Raw genomic sequence first — 17,751 nt, 5'->3', positions numbered from 1 at the left:
CAGTAGTTGGCGCGAAGTCCCCACCCCAAACGTCGATGCATCGCATCCATTGCGCATCCGAACCACGGCAACAGCGATCTCAAAAGGCACCGAAACCCTCGTTCACAATGGGCAAGTGCCAGCCCGCATCGCCGAGCACATGCGCGCTCCGGCACAAATTGGGGACTTCTCCTATCCGGTCTCATACGGTTATCTTGCCGTTGGCGTCATCGACCAGGGCCCCGACCAATGGTTAGGCCAACGCGTCTTCGGCCTGCTGCCACACCACAGCCACCACCTGGTTACCCCCGACGACGTCCTGCCGATCCCCGATGACCTCTCGGATCATCGCGCACTGCTCACCGGAGCCGCCGAAACCGGGATCAATGTTCTCTGGCAGTACCCGCCGCGTTTTGGCGACCGGGTGACCATCATTGGTGCCGGCATGATCGGCGCGACCACCGCACTGCTGGCACACCGGATGCCGTTGGAGCGACTCGAGGTTGTGGACGTCAACCCGGCCCGACGCCAACTAGTCACCGACTGGGGCATCACCGCGGTGACACCCCAAGAGGCGGCAACCGACTGCGACATTGTCATCCACGCCTCTGGACATCAGGCCGGACTTGCCCGGGCGCTAGAAATTGCCGGCGACGACGGCGTGATCATTGAAGCCTCCTGGTATGGCGACAACGCGCCCGCCGTCCCACTGGGTGCTGACTTCCACGCCCGGCGCCTGAGCATTATTGCAAGCCAGGTGGGCCAAGTACCGCCCGGCCACCGCCACCGTCGCACCACCGCACAACGCCAAGCCACCGGCCTGGCCGCGCTGCGAGACGACCGCTTCGATGACCTGATCACCGGAGTATCCCACTGGACCCAACTGCCACAGATCATGGACCAGGCCACCACCCCCGGTCACTTCGCCGACGCGACCCTGTGCCACGTCTTTGAATACCCATAAATCCTAGGAAGGACCACGGATGTTTAGTTTGACCGTCAACGACTACGTGATGATCGCCCACAGCCTGCCCAATGAATTCTTCGGCCCCGCCCAGCAACTGCACGGGGCAACCCTAACCGTTGAAGCAACCTTCACCCGGGCTGCACTCGATGAACATTCCGTCGTGCTCGACATTGGACACGCCACCCAGCTGCTCGACGACGCACTGGCGCCACTGCGTTATGCGGATCTGGATTCGCATCCAGATTTTGCCGGTCGACTCTCCACCACCGAAGTCATTGCCCAGTACATTGGGGACGCCCTGGCAGCAAGCCTGGCCGAACAGCCCGATATTGGCATAAGTGTCACACTGCACGAAAACCCGCGAGCTCGCGTGAGCTACACGGTTGCCAAGCGGGGCTAATGTTCCATCTGATCGAACCCGAGTTGGGTCGCATCAGCGGGGGACTGCGCTATAACTGGGCCGTTGTTGCTGCCGCCGAGGGCCAGTTGGTCCGCCACAGCCTTGCCGGGGGATGGCCCGAACCCAGTGACCAAAATATTGTCGACCTGGTGTACCTGATTGATTCTGTTGATGGGCCCGTGGTACTGGATGGGCTCATTGGTTGCTCGCTGCCCACCCCGGTGCGGGCCAAGGTGCCAATTCTTCAGTTAGTCCATGCATTGGCTCAGACACCGGAGGCCACACGACGCGAGCGAACATGTTTACAAGCCGCTGATGCAGTGGTTGTTACCAGTCATTTTGCCGCAAATCAGCTGTTGAACCGGTACGGTGTGCGAGCAATCGTGGCACCACCCGGGGTTGAAAAACGTCCCCTGGCCGCAGGTGGCAACGGCGGAAACCTCATCAGTGTGGGAGCCCTGGAGCCGAATAAGAACCAGGTTTTTATTGCCGAGGTCTTAGAATTATTGGCCACACGCGGCGTCTCCAACTGGCATTGCACCTTTGCCGGACCGCTACATGATGCCGAGTACGCACACCAGCTGGGCACGACCCTGGCTCGTCTGCCAGAAGATACCACGACGGTTACCGGGGGACTGGGCGAAACGCAACTGGCTGCACTGTATCACCAAGCCGATCTGCTGGTGTTCCCCTCCCGTGCCGAAACCTTTGGACTGGTCGTGCGCGAAGCAACAGCAGCAGGCATCCCCGCCTTTGTCACCGCAGGGACCGGTTCGCAAGAAGCACTCGGCGCAGGGCAAGCCCTGCCACTGGATGCGGAGCTCTGGGCTGACGCACTGGAACAGTGGCTCACTGATGTGCAGTATCGACGTCGTCTCCAAACGCTGGCGCGCACCGCAAGACAACACCTGTCATATGGTTGGCTCGCAACAGCCAACACGATTTTGGAAGTGTTGCGTGCCGTGTCAGCCGATTGACGGCTCTTGTTCTTGAACCTCACGTAGCTGGGCTGGGGTTTGTGCCGAGTGTTTGCGTGCAGCAGCACTGAGCACGTATTCGGTGCAAACATCCTGACCGAATACGTAACGCCGAAATGGGTAGCGCAATGCCTTCGACATTTTGTCGGATCCTGCAAACCGGATACCCGGTACGCCATCACCGATCAGTACCGGAGCCGTGGTGAGGAAGAGACGATCCAGCGCACCGGCGGAAAGGAATTCCGAGACCGTCTGGCCACCGCCTTCAACCAAGATGGAGCCCTGAACGTGTTCACGAATCACGGCGATCACCTGGTGCGGATCCACCCGCTGTCCCGAAGTGCTGGGCAAGCGCACGATCTGCACATGTCCTGCCAGCGGACCTTCCACTTGGGTATCAGCGCCAATCAGCCACATGGTGGGTGCATCCCCGGATTGCAGTACCGTGGAGTCCCGAGGAATCCGCGCTCGCGGATCCAAAATCACGCGCACCGGGTTCTCGCCCTCAACGGCGCGCACCGTCAGTTGCGGATTATCGGCGACCACCGTGCCCGCACCAACCATGACCGCGCCGACCGCTGCACGAATGCAGTGCAAATGACGGCGATCTAAGGTTCCGGAAACGAACATGGCATCACCGGAGCGGGTGGCGATGAATCCGTCTTCGCTTTGCGCAAGCTGAGCCAAGACCTCGTCATTGGTGGCGATCGTTCGGTACACATCAAGTCCCGTGGAATGCTCCACATCAGGATGCCCATTGGGCACATCGTGGTTCATCCGCGAACGCTTACTTTGCAGATACGCACTATTTTCTGGACGGTCTGGTAGCTGCAGATTTAACCGTCCAACAACCTCAATGCCAAGCTGGTTCAAAGCATCGGATTTCGCCGGATTCGACGACAATAATCGGATGCGATTACACCCCAAATGGGTGAGCATGTGCGCTGCGGCCTGATAGTCGCGGGCATCCTCGGGTAGCCCGAGTGCTAGATTCGCCTCGACAGTATCCAAGCCCTGCGTATCTTGCAGAGCATAGGCGCGAAGCTTATTCTCTAGCCCAATGCCGCGGCCCTCTTGGCCACGCAAATATAACAGGATGCCAGTGCCAGCACTGGAAATTGCCTCCAGCGAGGCGGTCAGCTGGTCTCCGCAATCACAGCGATGCGACCCCAGCACATCACCGGTCAAACATTCACTGTGCATCCGCACCAATGGTGCCTCGGAATCGGCGGGCTCTCCGAGCGTCATCGCCACATGGGTGATCCCGTTGAACGTGTAGGAGCGCAACGTGAACGTCCCATAGTCGGTGGGAAGAGCACTTGGTGGCCCGGCAACGAGTGCAGTATTCAAAGGTCTGCTGTGCTGTTCATCCATGGCTCAAGTGTAGGAACTTTATCTGTGAAGTGGCTATGGACAAGCAACGGCCGGGTCTTCGACAAGCAATAAATGTCGTCGAAAACCCGGCCGCCACGTGAGCAATATGTGATTCCTAGAGCCTTAAGGTACTACTCGTTAAGCCCTTTGCCAGTCGGAGAAACGAGGATTTTCACTGCAGTATCATTGTGATTGATCAGGGTATCGAAGCCCTTGTCAATCAGATCGTCCAGTGCGATCTTATGGCTGATAAATGGTTTCAGGTCAACCTTCCCCGAACTGACCAGCTCAATGGATGGCTTGTGGCTGTTGTAGTAACCGATCGTGCCGCGTAAATCTTGTTCTTTGGTTACCAGATCCACCAGCTTGGTCTTCGGAGTGTGACCCCAGATCGATTCATTGACGATCACCCCGGCCTTCTTCACCGCGCTAAATAACGTATTGAGGACAACGTCAACAGCAGCCGCTTCGAAACCGACATCGGCACCCTTATTATCGGTAAGCTTCATGACCTCTTCGACCACATCTCGCTCGGCAGGATTGACCACATGATCAGCGACCCCGGTCTCATTTGCCGTGTCGATACGTTTTTGCGAAAGTTCCGAGATAATAGTCGTCACGCCGTGGGCTTTCGCAACCGCAGCGGTCAGCAACCCAATCGGACCTGCACCACCGATCAGCGCGGTATCGCCTGCCTGCGCTCCTGACCGTTGAAACGCGTGATAGGCCACAGCCAATGGTTCTACCAAGGCTGCCTCATCCAGGGCGACATTATCGGGGATCGGATGCACCCAATGGCGATTGACGGCAATTTGTTCTGCCAACCCGCCACCGCCGCCGGCCAGGCCGATGAAGTTCTGGTCCGGTGTCAGATGGTAATTTTCGGTACCCCAATATTCTTCGTGAATAATGTAGGGTTCAACGACGACGTGCTGACCCACTTCAAGGTCATCCACACCTTCACCGAGCTCGGCGACCGTGCCCGAGAACTCGTGACCTAACGTAACCGGAGCCTCTTCCCCCGATACCGGATGCGGGTGTCCTTTGGGCGGGATAAAGATCGGGCCATCTAAGTACTCATGAAGATCGGTGCCACAAATACCGCACCAGGCGATATCAATGAGTACCTCATTCGGACCAGCTGTTGGGCGATCAACATCTTCGATTCGGATATCTTTTCGGTCGTAGAAACGAGCTGCTCGCATTGTCATTGTGACTCTCCTTGAACTGGTCGACAGCACTAGATCTCCTAGTCCTTTCATCGTCTCAAGCCGCACAGTAAAAGAGAATAGACCGTGAGAAACTTCACCCACCGTTCAGCTCATCGCGTGCTTGCCAAGGCACATCGATTCGTGGCACCGGCGTCACCTCAATGCGTTGGTGTGTGCTGTGGCTGATGACAGCAGAAAGTGCCTATTGCGGCTGGTAATCCTGAAGGAATACCAGAAAGCCTGGAACAGAACGCACCCAGTGAGAAGCAAAACACGGTTGGGAACATATTTGTCAGAGTTGACAACACGAACACCGCACCGGGTGCCACTGAAAAGCGGCCTAACTCGCCACCGCCTTTGCCGCGGACCTTCATGTGATCTCGGCATCTCGCACCGCTGCAGTGATCGATATTGGCGCGTGAAGTGTCACGGTCCTGGCCTTTGGCCAGAGTGTCGAAAGCTATTCGCCCTACTCGACCGATCTTCTCCGAGGATGCAAAAACTGTCGTCACTGCATAACATCACCGCATAGCAGCACGTCAGACTGAGAATGTAACGCGTCGCCGAGTATTCTCAGCGTTCTCTCAGGATTTGTTGAAAGTTCATGTAGGTCTTTCTGTGCCGTCATATAACGCTCTTACAGTCGAAGGGCTGCCAAATCAAGAGGAGTGTTTGTGACGTCTCAACGTTGTTTCTGGAAGAAAGTGAGTTGTCGTTCAGCCGCCGTGCTGACCGGGACGGCTTTGACCGCAGGTCTACTCATCCTGCCCTCCTGGGCCGACAACTTCTGGGGCTCTCCAGCCGCAGCGGTTTACGAAGATACCGCACCACCGGAAGATCCACCATCCAATCCACTCGATGAGGGGCTCACTGCGGGGGAACACGACCATAGTCATGACGATGAAAATATTGATCCGGCAGACGTCCAACCGCAGATCACGGTGGCTGAAGAGCAAGCCGATCGTCGTCAACATTTAGGCAAGCAACACTTCCGGGCTGAAATTCACTCCCACACGGCCATCAGTGACGGCGTACAAATGCCGATCGATGCGATGGAGCACGTTGCCGAAAACGCCAACGTCGACTTCTTCGGCGTCACCGACCACGACGTGGTCTTCGACCTGCGCAACGCCGATGCATTTGCTGACGACCGCTATGATTCACACTCCGAAGAGTGGAAATACAGTCACGAAACCGCAGATAAATTCAATGAACAAAGCGATCACCTCAAAGCACTCATCGGCGAAGAAGTCACCTGGTATAACTCCAGCGGCCACATGAACATTTTCAACACCGACTGGTTTCTGACCGCTCAATCTGAAGGCGGCGGCGACTGGGGGACCGGACACTTGATGTGGGACGTGCCCACCGTGATGGCTCGCCTGACGATGGATCCAGATGCGATTGGCCAGTTTAATCACCCGGCATCAGGCCACGGCCACTTCGGTTTTAGCCACCTGACCCGCGCCGCAGACGAGCAGATTCCACTGTTTGAATACAAATCTCCGAACTACCACGACACGTTTGTCACAGCCCTCGACGCCGGTTGGCACCTCGCCCCAGTTTGGTCCGGCGATGAACACAGTGAGACCTGGGTGACGGGCAACCCGGCACACACCGGTGTCTGGGCTGAAGAACACACCCTGGATAGCCTGTATCAGGCGATGCGTGACCGCAGCATGTACACAACCTTCGATGTTGATGCGACCCTGCAAATGAGCGTTAACGGCGAACACATGGGCGCCATCTTGCCGGCAGACACCGGCCAGCTAGAATTCGATATCGAACTGGCCGATGCCGGTGCCGATGAGTCCTTTGCCTCGGCGGTGTTATACACCAATGGCGGGGATATCTCCTATGAATTCGAACCAGGCGCAGGCAATGAGATCATTCTGAACGCGACCCTGGATGTCGAAGACGGCGACTACTACTGGCTCAAAGCCACGCAGACCGACGGCGATGAAATCATCTCGGCTCCGGTGTGGGTTGGTGACACCACAAGGGGAGCCGACTATGCACCAGAACTTGAGGTCGCTTCCACCGTTGAGACGGCTGCACACGGGCAACACATCCAGCTGCCAGCGGCTACCGCAACCGATGATTCGGGTGCAGAACCGACCATTGAGACCACGGTTTATAACGCCGCCGGTGAAGTTGAGCTCTCCAATGGAGGATTTGCCGTCGATGGTTACTCCGACCACTTCGTCGTCACGCATGCAACCGATGAGCAGGGCAATACTGCAGCCGACATCAAACGTATTCAGATCAGCCAGGATGAGTTGGATCCCGAGGGTGTCTTCCAATACTTCGGCTCGACCGCAACGGTGGGTGAAACCGGCGATCAGACCGGTCTGTCGGTCAACACCGATCTTGAGATCACTGAAACCTGGGCACAAGTTCTACCTGCCGATAGCTCGGACTGGTCCGAAGCTATTACCGTGAAATCGGATGCCGAACAGGTTTTTGAAGTCGACACGATCGGTACCCAGGCAGAGAACTACCAGGACTCGATTACTGGGCAACCCTTACGCTCGCATGAGTTCAACTTCGAAGGACTCGAAGAACACCAGCGCTACCAATACCGCTTCGGCGTCAGCCCAGACGGTGAGTGGACCGACGTCCAAGGCGAATTCATTGCCGGTGGCGACTCGAACGCGCCACTGTATGTAATGGGCGATCTGCAGGTGAGTTCCGGCGACCAGGCCGAACACGAGCTATTTACCGAAGCCCTCGACGTCGTCCGCGATGAAAAACCAGGCGGCCACACGGTGCTGCAAGTCGGGGATTTCGTTGATAATGCTGGCCGGGGTCAGTACTGGGAACAACTATTTGACTGGGTATTAGAAGACCTCGATCTGCGCCTGGCCACCATGGTTGGCAACCACGAGACCTACGGGGATAAAGAATTCAACGCCGTCTCACCGGAACGCAACGCGATCTTCCGTGGTATGTTCAACCACCCGAAGAACGGTAGCGAGATCGGCGAATCGAACTACTCTTTCGACAACGGTGACATGCACGTTTCCGTATTGAACTCCAACTACGATCTACAAACCCAGCTGGACTGGTTGATCGATGACATGCGCGCCACCGATAAGCCGTGGAAGGTGGTGACCGGACACTTCTCCTACTACGGTGGCAGTCACGCCGACGACGCCGGCATGGCAACCGACCGCGCCCTGGTCACCGAAACCCTGGATCAGTTGGGCGTCAACCTGTACATCGGCGGACACGACCACGTGTATAAACGTGCAACCGTGATTGACGGTGAGGCGCTTGCCGAGACCGCTGAAGAACATGCCGCAGGCACGACCTATGTGACCATGGGGTCCTCGGGTCCAAAATTCTATGAAAACCAGGAATTCTGGTGGGACGACGTCGTCTACGATAACAACCTGCAGGTCTCGGCCGCACTGGAAGTCACCGATGCTGGACTTGCGATGACCACCTATTCGATTGACGGTGAAATCGTTGACGAATTTGTGACCCAGCAGCCCGAAGGCACCTGGAAACTGTCTTCGGCTACGGTCGATAACCAACAGCTGGAAGGCATTGGGCTGCTCAGTTACCCGGGCGCTCGCGAATCGGTGACGGTGTCAGTTGCCGCCTACGACTACGATGAGCAGGAACTTCTTGATCTGCGGGTTGAAGAAGTCGACCTGGACCACCGCGGCACCGAACAATACGTTGCCTTCGACGAACCACTCGAGTTACCAACACAGGTCACCGCGAAACTCTTTGTCTGGGACGCACTCGGCTCAGGCGTGCCACTGCAAGAGGCAATTGAACTGCGTCCGGGCATGCTGGGCGACGGTACTGCCGAAGATCCGTTTGAGATCCGCACCTGGCAGGATATGGAAAACATCCGCTGGAACCCCGATGGTCACTACGTGTTAGTCAATGACCTAGAACTCGATGGCACACCGCGCGCCCAGATTGGTGCCGGTACCACGCCCTTTACCGGGGTGTTTGACGGTCAAGGCCATTCGATTACCGGATATGTCCCAACTGAAAGCGGTGGGGCCGGGGTCTTTGCCGTCAACGAGGGCACAATTCGCAACCTCGCCGTTGAAGATGCCGATATCGATAGCACACAGGGCACCATCGGTCTGCTGGTCGACTTCAACGCCGGAACCGTGGAAAACTCTTGGACCTCCGGATCGATTGTGGGCCGGTCCCGCGTCGGCGGTGTGGTCGGAGATTCCACCGGTACCGTGACCGACACCTACTCGACAGCCGATGTGCGCTCGCGCTCAACGGAAGCAGGGGGCGTCGTCGCCGTAGCAATGGCCGGGTCTGAAACCCAGCGGGTGTATTCAACCGGTAATGTCACCTCTGATACCCGCAACGTTGGTGGTGTTGTCGGATATGGCTACAGCGGCACCGAAGTGCACGATGCAATCTCGTTGAACGAGTCCGTGACCGCGCCGTCCTACGCTCACGCTGTGGTAGGGCGGGTGCTCAGTGGCCAGACCGCTACCCTGAGCGGACTGTTGGCCTCGGATACCAGCTATATTAGCGTCGAGTCCCTCGATGAGGATCCTGCCGAGGATAACTGGAAGGGTCGGGTAGTTCCGGAAGCAGAAACTCAGACTCCGGAGCTCTACACCCAGGATCTTGGCTGGGATTTCGACCAGGACTGGCAGTGGGATGACGACGCGCAGCGCCCCGTCCTGCAGGCCAATCCCGAAGACTACATTGCACCGCAACCTGCCGGTGAACCCAACGCCGAGGGTTTCTATGAAGTCGACACCGTAGAAGAACTCCAACAAATCAGCACATACCCGGGCGAGAACTTTATACTGACCGCCGATCTGGACCTCTCAGGTGTGGACACCTGGGAGCCGCTGGGCGGGCTGCGACCATTCACCGGTGAATTCGATGGCAACGGCCACACCATCACCGGGCTCACCTCGACCACCGGCGGGCTATTCAATATCAACAACGGTGCCATCTACGACTTGGCGGTGGTCAACGCCGACGTTGATTTGGCCGGCGGCCGCGTGGGTATTATTGCCAGCGTCAATAACGGTGAGATACACACCGTGTACACAACCGGTTCCGTGTCCGGTGACAGCCGCGTGGGTGGTGTCGTGGGCGACTCCAGTGGGCAGCTGCGCGACGCCTACTCGACGGCCGATGTGCACTCGCGCTCGACTGAAGCCGGTGGCGTGATCGGTGTGGCCCTGGCCGGATCGGTCAGTGAGAACCTGTATGCAACCGGTGCGGTGTCTGCGCAGACCCGCAATATCGGCGGCGTCATCGGCTACGGCTACACCGGCACCGAGATCAGCAATGTGCTGGCACTGAACCCCACCGTGCACGCACCAGACTATGCGCACCGGGTGTTGGGCCGTGTGCTGTCAGGCCACACGGCGACCCTGAACAACCTGTGGGCCGCGGACGCTGTGGACGCTGAAACCACCAACTTCGACGGTCCAGACGGCCACACCACCTGGATGGGTGCCACCGCAACCACCGCGCAAGTTCGTGACGCCAGCTTCTACACCGACACCCTCGGCTGGGATCTGGACTCGGTCTGGCAGTGGCATGACGACGCCGCACGCCCAGTGCTGCAGACAATTCCGGAGGACTACACCGGCGATCCGGTTCCACCGGTTGACGAAGAGCAACCGGAAAACCCGGATGATGAAGACGCCGAGGAACAACAACCAGAGGAAGCCCTGGAACGTGATGACGACGGCTACCTGCTGATCACACAAGCCTCAGAACTAGCAGAAGTCACCGCTCAACCCCAAGAGGACTTCCGCCTGGCCGCCTCCCTAGATCTGACCGGCACAGAGCAGGCTCAGCTGGCCCCGGATGGCTTCTACGGAACCTTTGACGGCGCCGGCCACAGCATCACCGGCTACAACTCAACGCAAGGTGGCCTGTTCAAACAGAATAATGGCACCATCCGTAACCTCGGCCTGGCAGAAGCCAGCGTGACCACCACCAATGAGAACGTGGGCCTGTTGGTCGATGTGAACCAGGGCGAGGTCACCGAGGTGTGGACCTCCGGGGGGATCACCGGCCACGCCACCGTCGGCGGTGTCGTCGGATACTCTTATGCGACCGTAACCGATACCTACTCCACAGCCGATGTGACCGCAGATGGTCACCGCCAGGCCGGCGGCGTCATTGGTATCACCGGCCGCGGGTCAACCACCGACCGTGTCTATGCTGCTGGTGCGGTAGAAACCGTGGGCCAACCCAACGCCGGTGGTATTACCGGGTACGCCTACACCACCACAACCGTGCAAAACAGCATTGCATTGAACCCCTCGGTCATCGCCGAATCGCAGGCCAGCCGCGTCGTCGGCAGGGTGCTCAACGGCGATACCGCAACCATGGTCAATAACTACGCGATCGAAACCCTACAGGTAGAAGGCGAATCCGTCACCGAGGAAGGTCCCAACACCCAGCGCGGGGCAACCCTGACCGCGGACGAAGCCACCACCGCACAAACCTTCATCGAACAGCTGGGCTGGGACTTCGACACCGTCTGGACTTGGAACGCCGAGACGCAACGCCCGATGCTCATCAACGCACCGGAGGAGAACGCATAATGAACATCCGTTACATCACAGCCTCATGTCTAACTGTTGCCCTTGGTTTTATCGGCGTCGGCACCGCGGCGGCCACCACCGAGACTCCGGCGCTTACTCATGAGGCAACCCCCGGGGAGGCCGCCACCGCGGATATTAGCGTGACCTCAGCAGATGCGTTAGCCGGTGAGCAGCTCAGCGTGCTCATTCTCGACGACGGAGCCGATCCCGACAATCCGTCCACCGGTGACATCGTGTTCATCGAACAGTATGTTCTGGATGAAACCGGTGCGATCGACTTCAGCGTCCAGTTGCCCACCGAAACACTGGAAGATTACGACATCGCGCTGAACACCTCCGCCGACACCCAGCGTTACCTCGCATCGTTGGTTGGCACCGATGAGGACGACGCAGGCTCCGACGGCGAGGACGGCACAGAAGATCCTGGTGATGGGGCAACCGATGCACCGGATGACGACGCGACGGATGAGCCCGACGACGGTGGCCCCACCCACCCGGATGACGGCCAGACGCCAGGTGGCGAGGAATCGCCGGGAAACACTCAAACTCCCGGTGATTCTGATGCCGATTCCGGAACCGATGACGACACGAAGGGCGCGCCCGGAACCGATAGCTCGAGCGGTGATGATGCCCAGCAAACCGGTGAAGATCAGGATTCTGGTGGCTTCTTAGCAAGTACCGGCGCCAACATCGCCGTGGCTATTATCGCAGGACTGGTTGCAATTGGACTGGGTGCGGTCTTTGTCACGCGACGCCGTCGCATGGCGGAAGAAGAAGCATAAGTTCAGAGACCGAAAACGTGATTAATCGGAGTATCCCCATCAACAAAGTCCACCACGGTGCGGATGCTCTTCTGCGAGGTCAGAGCTGAGAGAATCGCTTGGGCGACATTGGCGCGTGAAGTGTCACGGGCTTGGCCCTCGGCCAGAGTGTCGGAAGCCATTCGCCCTACCCGGCGGATCTTGTCAGATGGGTCATCCAGGGTGAGGGTGCCGGGGCCAAGAATCGTCCAGTCCAATTCCGATTGCATCAGGTGATCATCAGCAATGGCCTTGGACTGTGCATAAGGATAAAACGAACTATCGTCTGGTACTCCGTGATCCAGCGAAGAGCCAAGATACGACACCATGATGTAACGGTTGGCACCGACCTGCTGTGCTGCATCAATCGAGGCAATCGCGGCATCACGATCAACCGCATAGGTCCGGTCAGGGTTGCCCCCACCGGCACCGGCGGTCCAAATGATCGCATCTTGGCCGCGGAACACCTCGGCAAAATCTTCGCGGGTCGCGGATTCAAGATCGAACACTAATGGGGTAGCACCCAGGGTGCGGATAGTCTCTTCTTGATCAGGATTACGAATAATTGAAGTCACGGTGTGGCCGGCTTGCACCAATAAGGGTGTTGCGAGTTGAGCAACTTTGCCGTGACCGCCAATGATCATAACTTTGGACATACGTGAATCTCCTCCTGGAACGGGATCGATTGTGCTGGATGTTCGTTGCGGCGTATTTGTGACAGGAAACAAACGTCTGAAATTCCACTATTCCCTATATCGCTGGTATTTTGTAGAGGTTAGCGCTTGCCCTTGGTCAATGGCGACTGGGCTGAACGCAAAGAAATTCAGTCAAGGAGCTTTCCATACATGGCATACCCTTTTAATAGTAACGGTCAACGCAAAACCGCCGGTCACGTCATTGTCGACACCCTCGTAGCGCACGGAGTAGAACGCGTCTACTCGGTACCCGGCGAATCCTATCTCGATGTTCTTGATGGGCTGGCTGACTCCCCGATTCAAAATATCGTGTGCCGTCACGAAGGTGGCGCCACCTACATGGCTGAAGCCGACGGCAAACTCAACCAGACCCCAGGCGTTGCCATGGTAACCCGTGGTCCGGGCGCCGCCAACGCCCACGTCGCGCTGCACACCGCATGGCAGGACTCCACAGCAATGGTGCTGTTCGTTGGCCTGATCCCATTCGAACACCGCGAAAAAGAAGCCTTCCAGGAATTCGACCCACACGCCTGGTTTGGTACCGGTACCAAACGCGTTATGGTCTTGGACCACCCAGACCGCGCCTCCGAAATCGTGGCCGAAGCCATGTTCGCTGCCTCCTCCGGTCGTCCAGGCCCCGTCGTCGTAGGTCTGCCAGAAGACATTATTAAAGAAGAAATTGATGCTCGACTGCACCCGCAGATCCCGGTTGCCGGTGGCGGCATGACCGTTGACGACTGGAAAGAGCTCTACGACGCGCTGCTGGACTCCGATAAACCACTATTCATTACCGGTGGCAACGACTGGACCGAAGAAGCCTCCAAACAGCTAAGCAGCTGGCTGGAAGACCACCAGATCGCCGGTGCCGTTGAATGGCGAACCCAGGGCACCATCCCCTTCGACTCGCCGTCCTACGTTGGGCCGATGGGCTATGGCCGACCAAAACCGACCTATGACTTGCTAGAAGAAACCGACCTCATCGTGTTTGTGGGCACCGTGCCAGGCGACACCGTGACCGACGGGTTCACCATTCGGCAGAACTGGGACAAAAAGAACTTCCTGGTCACCATTGACCCAGCCCTGCGGGGCCGTTCAGGCCCGGTCTCCCACCAGATCGTGGCCAAACCAGCAAGCTTCGTACGCGACCTGGTGCGCATGGACCTGCCAAATAAACCCGAATGGGCAAACTGGACGGCCAAGATGCGCCGTCAGCAGGAAGAATTCGCCGCCCTACCAACCCAAGACATCCACGATGGTCCCGCCTCAATGGACGCCATGATGGCCCACCTGGTACCAACGCTGCCATACGATGCCATGGTCACCTTCGGCGCCGGAGAGCACACCAACTGGGTGCACCGCTACTTCCCAACCCACCACTATGGTTCGTTGATCTCCGCCCGCAACGGTTCCATGGGGTACTCCATCCCATCGGCGGTTGCCGCCTCGCTGGAGAACCCAGACAAGATCGTGGTCACGGTTGCCGGTGACGGCGAATTTTTGATGAACGGTCAAGAACTGGCCACCGCCGCCCAGTACGGGGCCACCCCGCTGGTCATTGTCATGGACAACCAGGAATACGGCACCATCCGTACCCACCAGGAACGCGATTACCCGGGTCGGGTCTCCGGCACTCAGCTGAAGAACCCAGACTTCGCCGCCATGGCCGATGCCTTCGGTGGCTGCGGAGTCCGCGTCACCGAGAACTCGCAGATCCCAGCCGCAATCCAAAGCGCCTACCAGGCCATTGAGACCGGCAAATTCGCGCTGATCCACCTGATCGTCGAACAGCGCAAACAGGCCTATTAAAAAAATCCAACGACGGCGTTCACCGCCTCATAGAAAATGCGGGAGCCAGCATCAGCTGACTCCCGCATTTTTCGTGGGGAATTGAACGAACCGTGCAGTCCAAGACATATGAGACGCTCAAAGCACAGTAGGTTGCACCCTGTATTTCCTTTGTTCATCGTTATAAAATGGATTTGAAGGAATAGGAGAGGGTATGTCGACACCTATGCCAGATTCTGAAGTAGAGCGATTTGCGATCAAAGAGACTGTTGAATACCAGCACATGGCGCGTTCAATACACTTGCTGGGCGAGGCAGTGGAATCGTTAGATCACACGATTTCACCACAAATGGCCGCTGGCATTGTCGCCACGGAAAATGCGTGGCGCGATATGGAGGCCGAATTTGGCTTACTTGATGGCCGAACCGTAGCGCAGATTTCAGGTTCAAAACAAACCACCGGAGGGTTCGCCAATGACCGGCGGAAAGCCAGAAAAATTTTGGGTATTTCGCGGCGCAACGCCTATCGTTATCCGGGTTTCCAATTCACCGAATCCGGCAAGATCTATGAATCGGTGCTGGCCGTACTCCGGGTAGCCCCGGAACTCGGCGTGTCAGATGAGGACGTAGCTCAATGGTTTCTCCTGGAATCGCCGAGCCTGGATGGCAACCGACCCGTTGACGTGATTGACGACGTCGCACAGGTGCTGGCGGTATTCCAAAGCCGTTTTGGTACCCAGTGGTAGAAGCACAGTGGCCTACCGGCCCGCGAACCGCCGAGACATTCACAATCGAAGCGCACCAGCTGTTGTACCGGGTCCTGCATGATGACGGTGGCCGACAAGTCACCGACTTTAACCCAGGCTACGGGGAACCGACCCGTTTCGCGTTCTTCACGGATGATGCAGGAGCTATTGTTCCGGTCTTGTACGCAGCCTACTCGGCTGAGGCCGCAATATGCGAGACGCTGTTGAGGGATATTCCAGCCACTGGCGGGGTACTTATCCCATCAGACTATATGCGGACTGTCATGGCGGCGTTTCGTACAACTAGGCAGCTGAAATTAGCAAAATTTATGGGCACTGGACTCCGAGCACTTGGTACCACACATCAAGCACTCACATCTTCTGACATGCGTACGTATCCCCAGACGGTGCAGTGGGCAGAAGCTGCACATCGTGCCGGGTTTGAAGGTGTAGCGTGGATGAGTAATCGCTGCAACGACACCGTAGCGGTTGCATTATTTGGGGACCGCATTGCATCAGATGCTCTGGCCGCTGACGCCTCCGTGGCCAAGATCTTCAGCAGACTGACCGACAGAAACTGGCTTACTGATATGTGTCTGCCCTTGGGCATCCGGGTCCGCTGGTAACCACCGGATCTGCGGAGTGCTGGCCTTTATGAGAACCATCTATCAATGTCCGGCAAGTCGTTGCCGCAGCACAGGAGACAACCGTGAGTACAGCAAAGATTCGACCCTTTGATGAAACAGATCGATTCGAGTTGCGTACGCTCTTCGCCAGGGCTGGTGATGGGGTCCCTCCAGGATCCTTCTGGGGACACCCAGAAGCCGAGGCGAGTGTCTACTTGGATCCGTATATGGACCTTGAACCAGAATCCTTATTTGTTGCCGAAGCCGATGGCGCGTTGGTTGGATATCTCACCGGGTGCCTGGACAGTGCTACGTTCCCATCCGAAGGCGCCCGCATGGAGTTTGCCATTCGAAAATATCGATTAGCCCTGCGACCTCAAAGTATGGTGTTTTTCGGTCGTGCCATCGCTGATACGGTGCGGACCAAACTTCGCAAAGAACCCGCCACAGAAGATTTTCATGACCCGCGCTGGCCATCGCATCTGCACATCAATGTTGCCCCAGAGGCACGAGGAACCGGCGCCGGATCCGCCCTGATGGAAGCCTGGTTCGATCGTTGGACCCAAGCCGGTTCGCCGGGCTGTTATCTCCAGACGCTTGTCGAGAATCCGGGTGCCGTCCGATTTTTCCAACGCATGGGTTTCACTGCATATGGGCCGTCGCCGCTGGTGCCCGGTGTCCGGTATAACGGCAAGCGGCTGCACCAACAAACCATGGTCCAATCAGCGCCAGAGCTCGGATGAACCCACAGGTGTGTTGAGCACGGTCACAGCAGTCCGCGCTGATAACCGGCGGCCACGGCGGCTGCCCGATCCGCGACCTCGAGTTTGTCACACAGGTGACGCACATGCGTCTTGACAGTTGCTTCACCGATGGACAGTGCCGAAGCGATCTGACGGTTCGTGCAGCCGTGAGCAATGAGATCTAGGACCTCGACTTCGCGAGTGCTGAGTAATGACCTGGACGGGGACTGAGCTTGGAGTCGCTGCACGGACGGCGCAAAGCTACTGCGGCCCGCCGCCGCTGCACGGACCGCAGCAAATAATGCTTCACGTCTGGCATCCTTCAACAGATACCCCCGAGCCCCCGCATCCAGTGCGGGACGGACATCATCTTCGCCGTCGTAGGTAGTTAACACCAGAACCTGGATTTTGGGATACTCTGCGCGTACTGTGCGAATGAGTTCGTGACCACCCAGCCCCGGCATGCGCAAATCGGTGAGCAGCACGTCCACTGCGTGATGCTGCAGTACAGTCAGCGCCTCTTCCGCGTTGGCGGCTTCGGCTACAACCTGGAGGTCCGGTTGCGTAGCCAATTGTCCGCGGAGTCCATCCCGGACGATGGGGTGGTCATCGACAATCAGCACACGAATGGTGTCAACGGTGGCCATAGTCGGACTCCTGAATCCCGGGGATTGATACCGTCAGGGTGGTACCTTCACCGGGTTTGGTATCGAGGTAGATGGCCCCGTTCAATGCTTCAACGCGTTCCTGCATGATACCCAGACCATGTCCGGGATCGATATGTTCGGCCGTAAAACCGGTCACATTATCGGCGACATCCAACATGACGGTGTCGCCGAGGTACGACAGTGTCAGATGCACCGCTGTGGCACCGGCGTGC

14 protein-coding genes are annotated in these 17,751 nt (G+C 57.8%); 9 read left to right on the top strand and 5 right to left on the bottom strand.

Annotation, left to right across the window (positions count from 1 at the left end; genetic code table 11):
• From K8V32_RS04200 to K8V32_RS04190, 3 genes are all read left to right on the top strand, one after another.
• Nucleotides 1-943: zinc-dependent alcohol dehydrogenase (locus K8V32_RS04200; protein WP_303903349.1), on the top strand; the 943-nt coding region annotated here is incomplete at its 5' end.
• 19 nt (nt 944-962) lie between these two features.
• Nucleotides 963-1,346, top strand: a complete 384-nt coding sequence (locus tag K8V32_RS04195; protein ID WP_303903346.1) for a 6-pyruvoyl trahydropterin synthase family protein — start codon at nt 963-965, stop codon at nt 1,344-1,346.
• On the top strand, nt 1,346-2,323 hold the full coding sequence (locus K8V32_RS04190; RefSeq protein WP_303903343.1) for a glycosyltransferase family 4 protein: 978 nt from the start codon (nt 1,346-1,348) through the stop codon (nt 2,321-2,323). The genes K8V32_RS04195 and K8V32_RS04190 overlap by 1 nt, the downstream gene beginning before the upstream one ends.
• On the opposite strand, the gene ribA is transcribed toward K8V32_RS04190, so the two are convergent.
• Together ribA and K8V32_RS04180 are read right to left on the bottom strand one after the other, a co-directional pair.
• Nucleotides 2,312-3,697 (bottom strand): GTP cyclohydrolase II RibA, encoded by a 1,386-nt coding sequence (gene ribA, locus K8V32_RS04185; protein ID WP_303903340.1) that lies wholly within the window; start codon nt 3,695-3,697, stop codon nt 2,312-2,314. The genes K8V32_RS04190 and ribA overlap by 12 nt on opposite strands.
• 131 nt (nt 3,698-3,828) lie before the next feature.
• Complete coding sequence (locus K8V32_RS04180; protein WP_303903353.1) at nt 3,829-4,902, bottom strand: 2,3-butanediol dehydrogenase; 1,074 nt, start codon at nt 4,900-4,902, stop codon at nt 3,829-3,831.
• Between the two features lie 680 nt (nt 4,903-5,582).
• On the opposite strand from K8V32_RS04180, the gene K8V32_RS04175 reads away from it, so the two are divergent.
• Nucleotides 5,583-11,477, top strand: coding sequence for a metallophosphoesterase (locus K8V32_RS04175; RefSeq protein WP_303903336.1), 5,895 nt, complete (start codon nt 5,583-5,585; stop codon nt 11,475-11,477).
• Nucleotides 11,477-12,259 (top strand): LPXTG cell wall anchor domain-containing protein, encoded by a 783-nt coding sequence (locus K8V32_RS04170; protein WP_303903333.1) that lies wholly within the window; start codon nt 11,477-11,479, stop codon nt 12,257-12,259. The genes K8V32_RS04175 and K8V32_RS04170 overlap by 1 nt, the downstream gene beginning before the upstream one ends.
• A 2-nt stretch (nt 12,260-12,261) precedes the next feature.
• On the opposite strand, the gene K8V32_RS04165 is transcribed toward K8V32_RS04170, so the two are convergent.
• Nucleotides 12,262-12,933 carry an NAD(P)H-binding protein gene (locus K8V32_RS04165; protein WP_303903330.1) on the bottom strand — a complete coding sequence of 224 codons (672 nt, stop codon included), beginning with the start codon at nt 12,931-12,933 and terminating at the stop codon, nt 12,262-12,264.
• Between the two features lie 189 nt (nt 12,934-13,122).
• Here K8V32_RS04165 and K8V32_RS04160 point away from each other — a divergent pair, with 189 nt between their 5' ends.
• From K8V32_RS04160 to K8V32_RS04145, 4 genes are all read left to right on the top strand, one after another.
• Nucleotides 13,123-14,778: a thiamine pyrophosphate-dependent enzyme gene (locus K8V32_RS04160; RefSeq protein ID WP_303903327.1), complete on the top strand. Its 1,656-nt coding sequence runs from the start codon at nt 13,123-13,125 to the stop codon at nt 14,776-14,778.
• A gap of 193 nt (nt 14,779-14,971) precedes the next feature.
• The gene (locus K8V32_RS04155) at nt 14,972-15,502 is read left to right on the top strand and encodes a hypothetical protein (RefSeq protein WP_303903324.1); all 531 of its coding nucleotides are present in this window, start codon (nt 14,972-14,974) and stop codon (nt 15,500-15,502) included.
• Nucleotides 15,496-16,128, top strand: coding sequence for an RES family NAD+ phosphorylase (locus tag K8V32_RS04150; protein WP_303903320.1), 633 nt, complete (start codon nt 15,496-15,498; stop codon nt 16,126-16,128). The genes K8V32_RS04155 and K8V32_RS04150 overlap by 7 nt, the downstream gene beginning before the upstream one ends.
• An 83-nt stretch (nt 16,129-16,211) precedes the next feature.
• Entirely contained in the window at nt 16,212-16,871 is a 660-nt protein-coding gene (locus tag K8V32_RS04145) for a GNAT family N-acetyltransferase (protein ID WP_303903317.1), read from the top strand.
• Nucleotides 16,872-16,894: 23 nt separating this feature from the next.
• On the opposite strand, the gene K8V32_RS04140 is transcribed toward K8V32_RS04145, so the two are convergent.
• Complete coding sequence (locus K8V32_RS04140; RefSeq protein ID WP_303903314.1) at nt 16,895-17,518, bottom strand: response regulator; 624 nt, start codon at nt 17,516-17,518, stop codon at nt 16,895-16,897.
• Nucleotides 17,505-17,751, bottom strand: a 247-nt coding sequence (locus tag K8V32_RS04135; RefSeq protein WP_369681038.1) for a sensor histidine kinase, incomplete at its 5' end; no start/stop codon positions are given. The genes K8V32_RS04140 and K8V32_RS04135, both read right to left, overlap by 14 nt.

It is taken from the genome of Enteractinococcus helveticum (assembly GCF_020742345.1).
Classification (GTDB): Bacteria; Actinomycetota; Actinomycetes; order Actinomycetales; family Micrococcaceae; genus Yaniella; species Yaniella helvetica_A.
The sequence above is the reverse complement of the archived record's forward strand: the minus strand, read 5'-3'. Positions and strand labels throughout refer to the sequence as shown.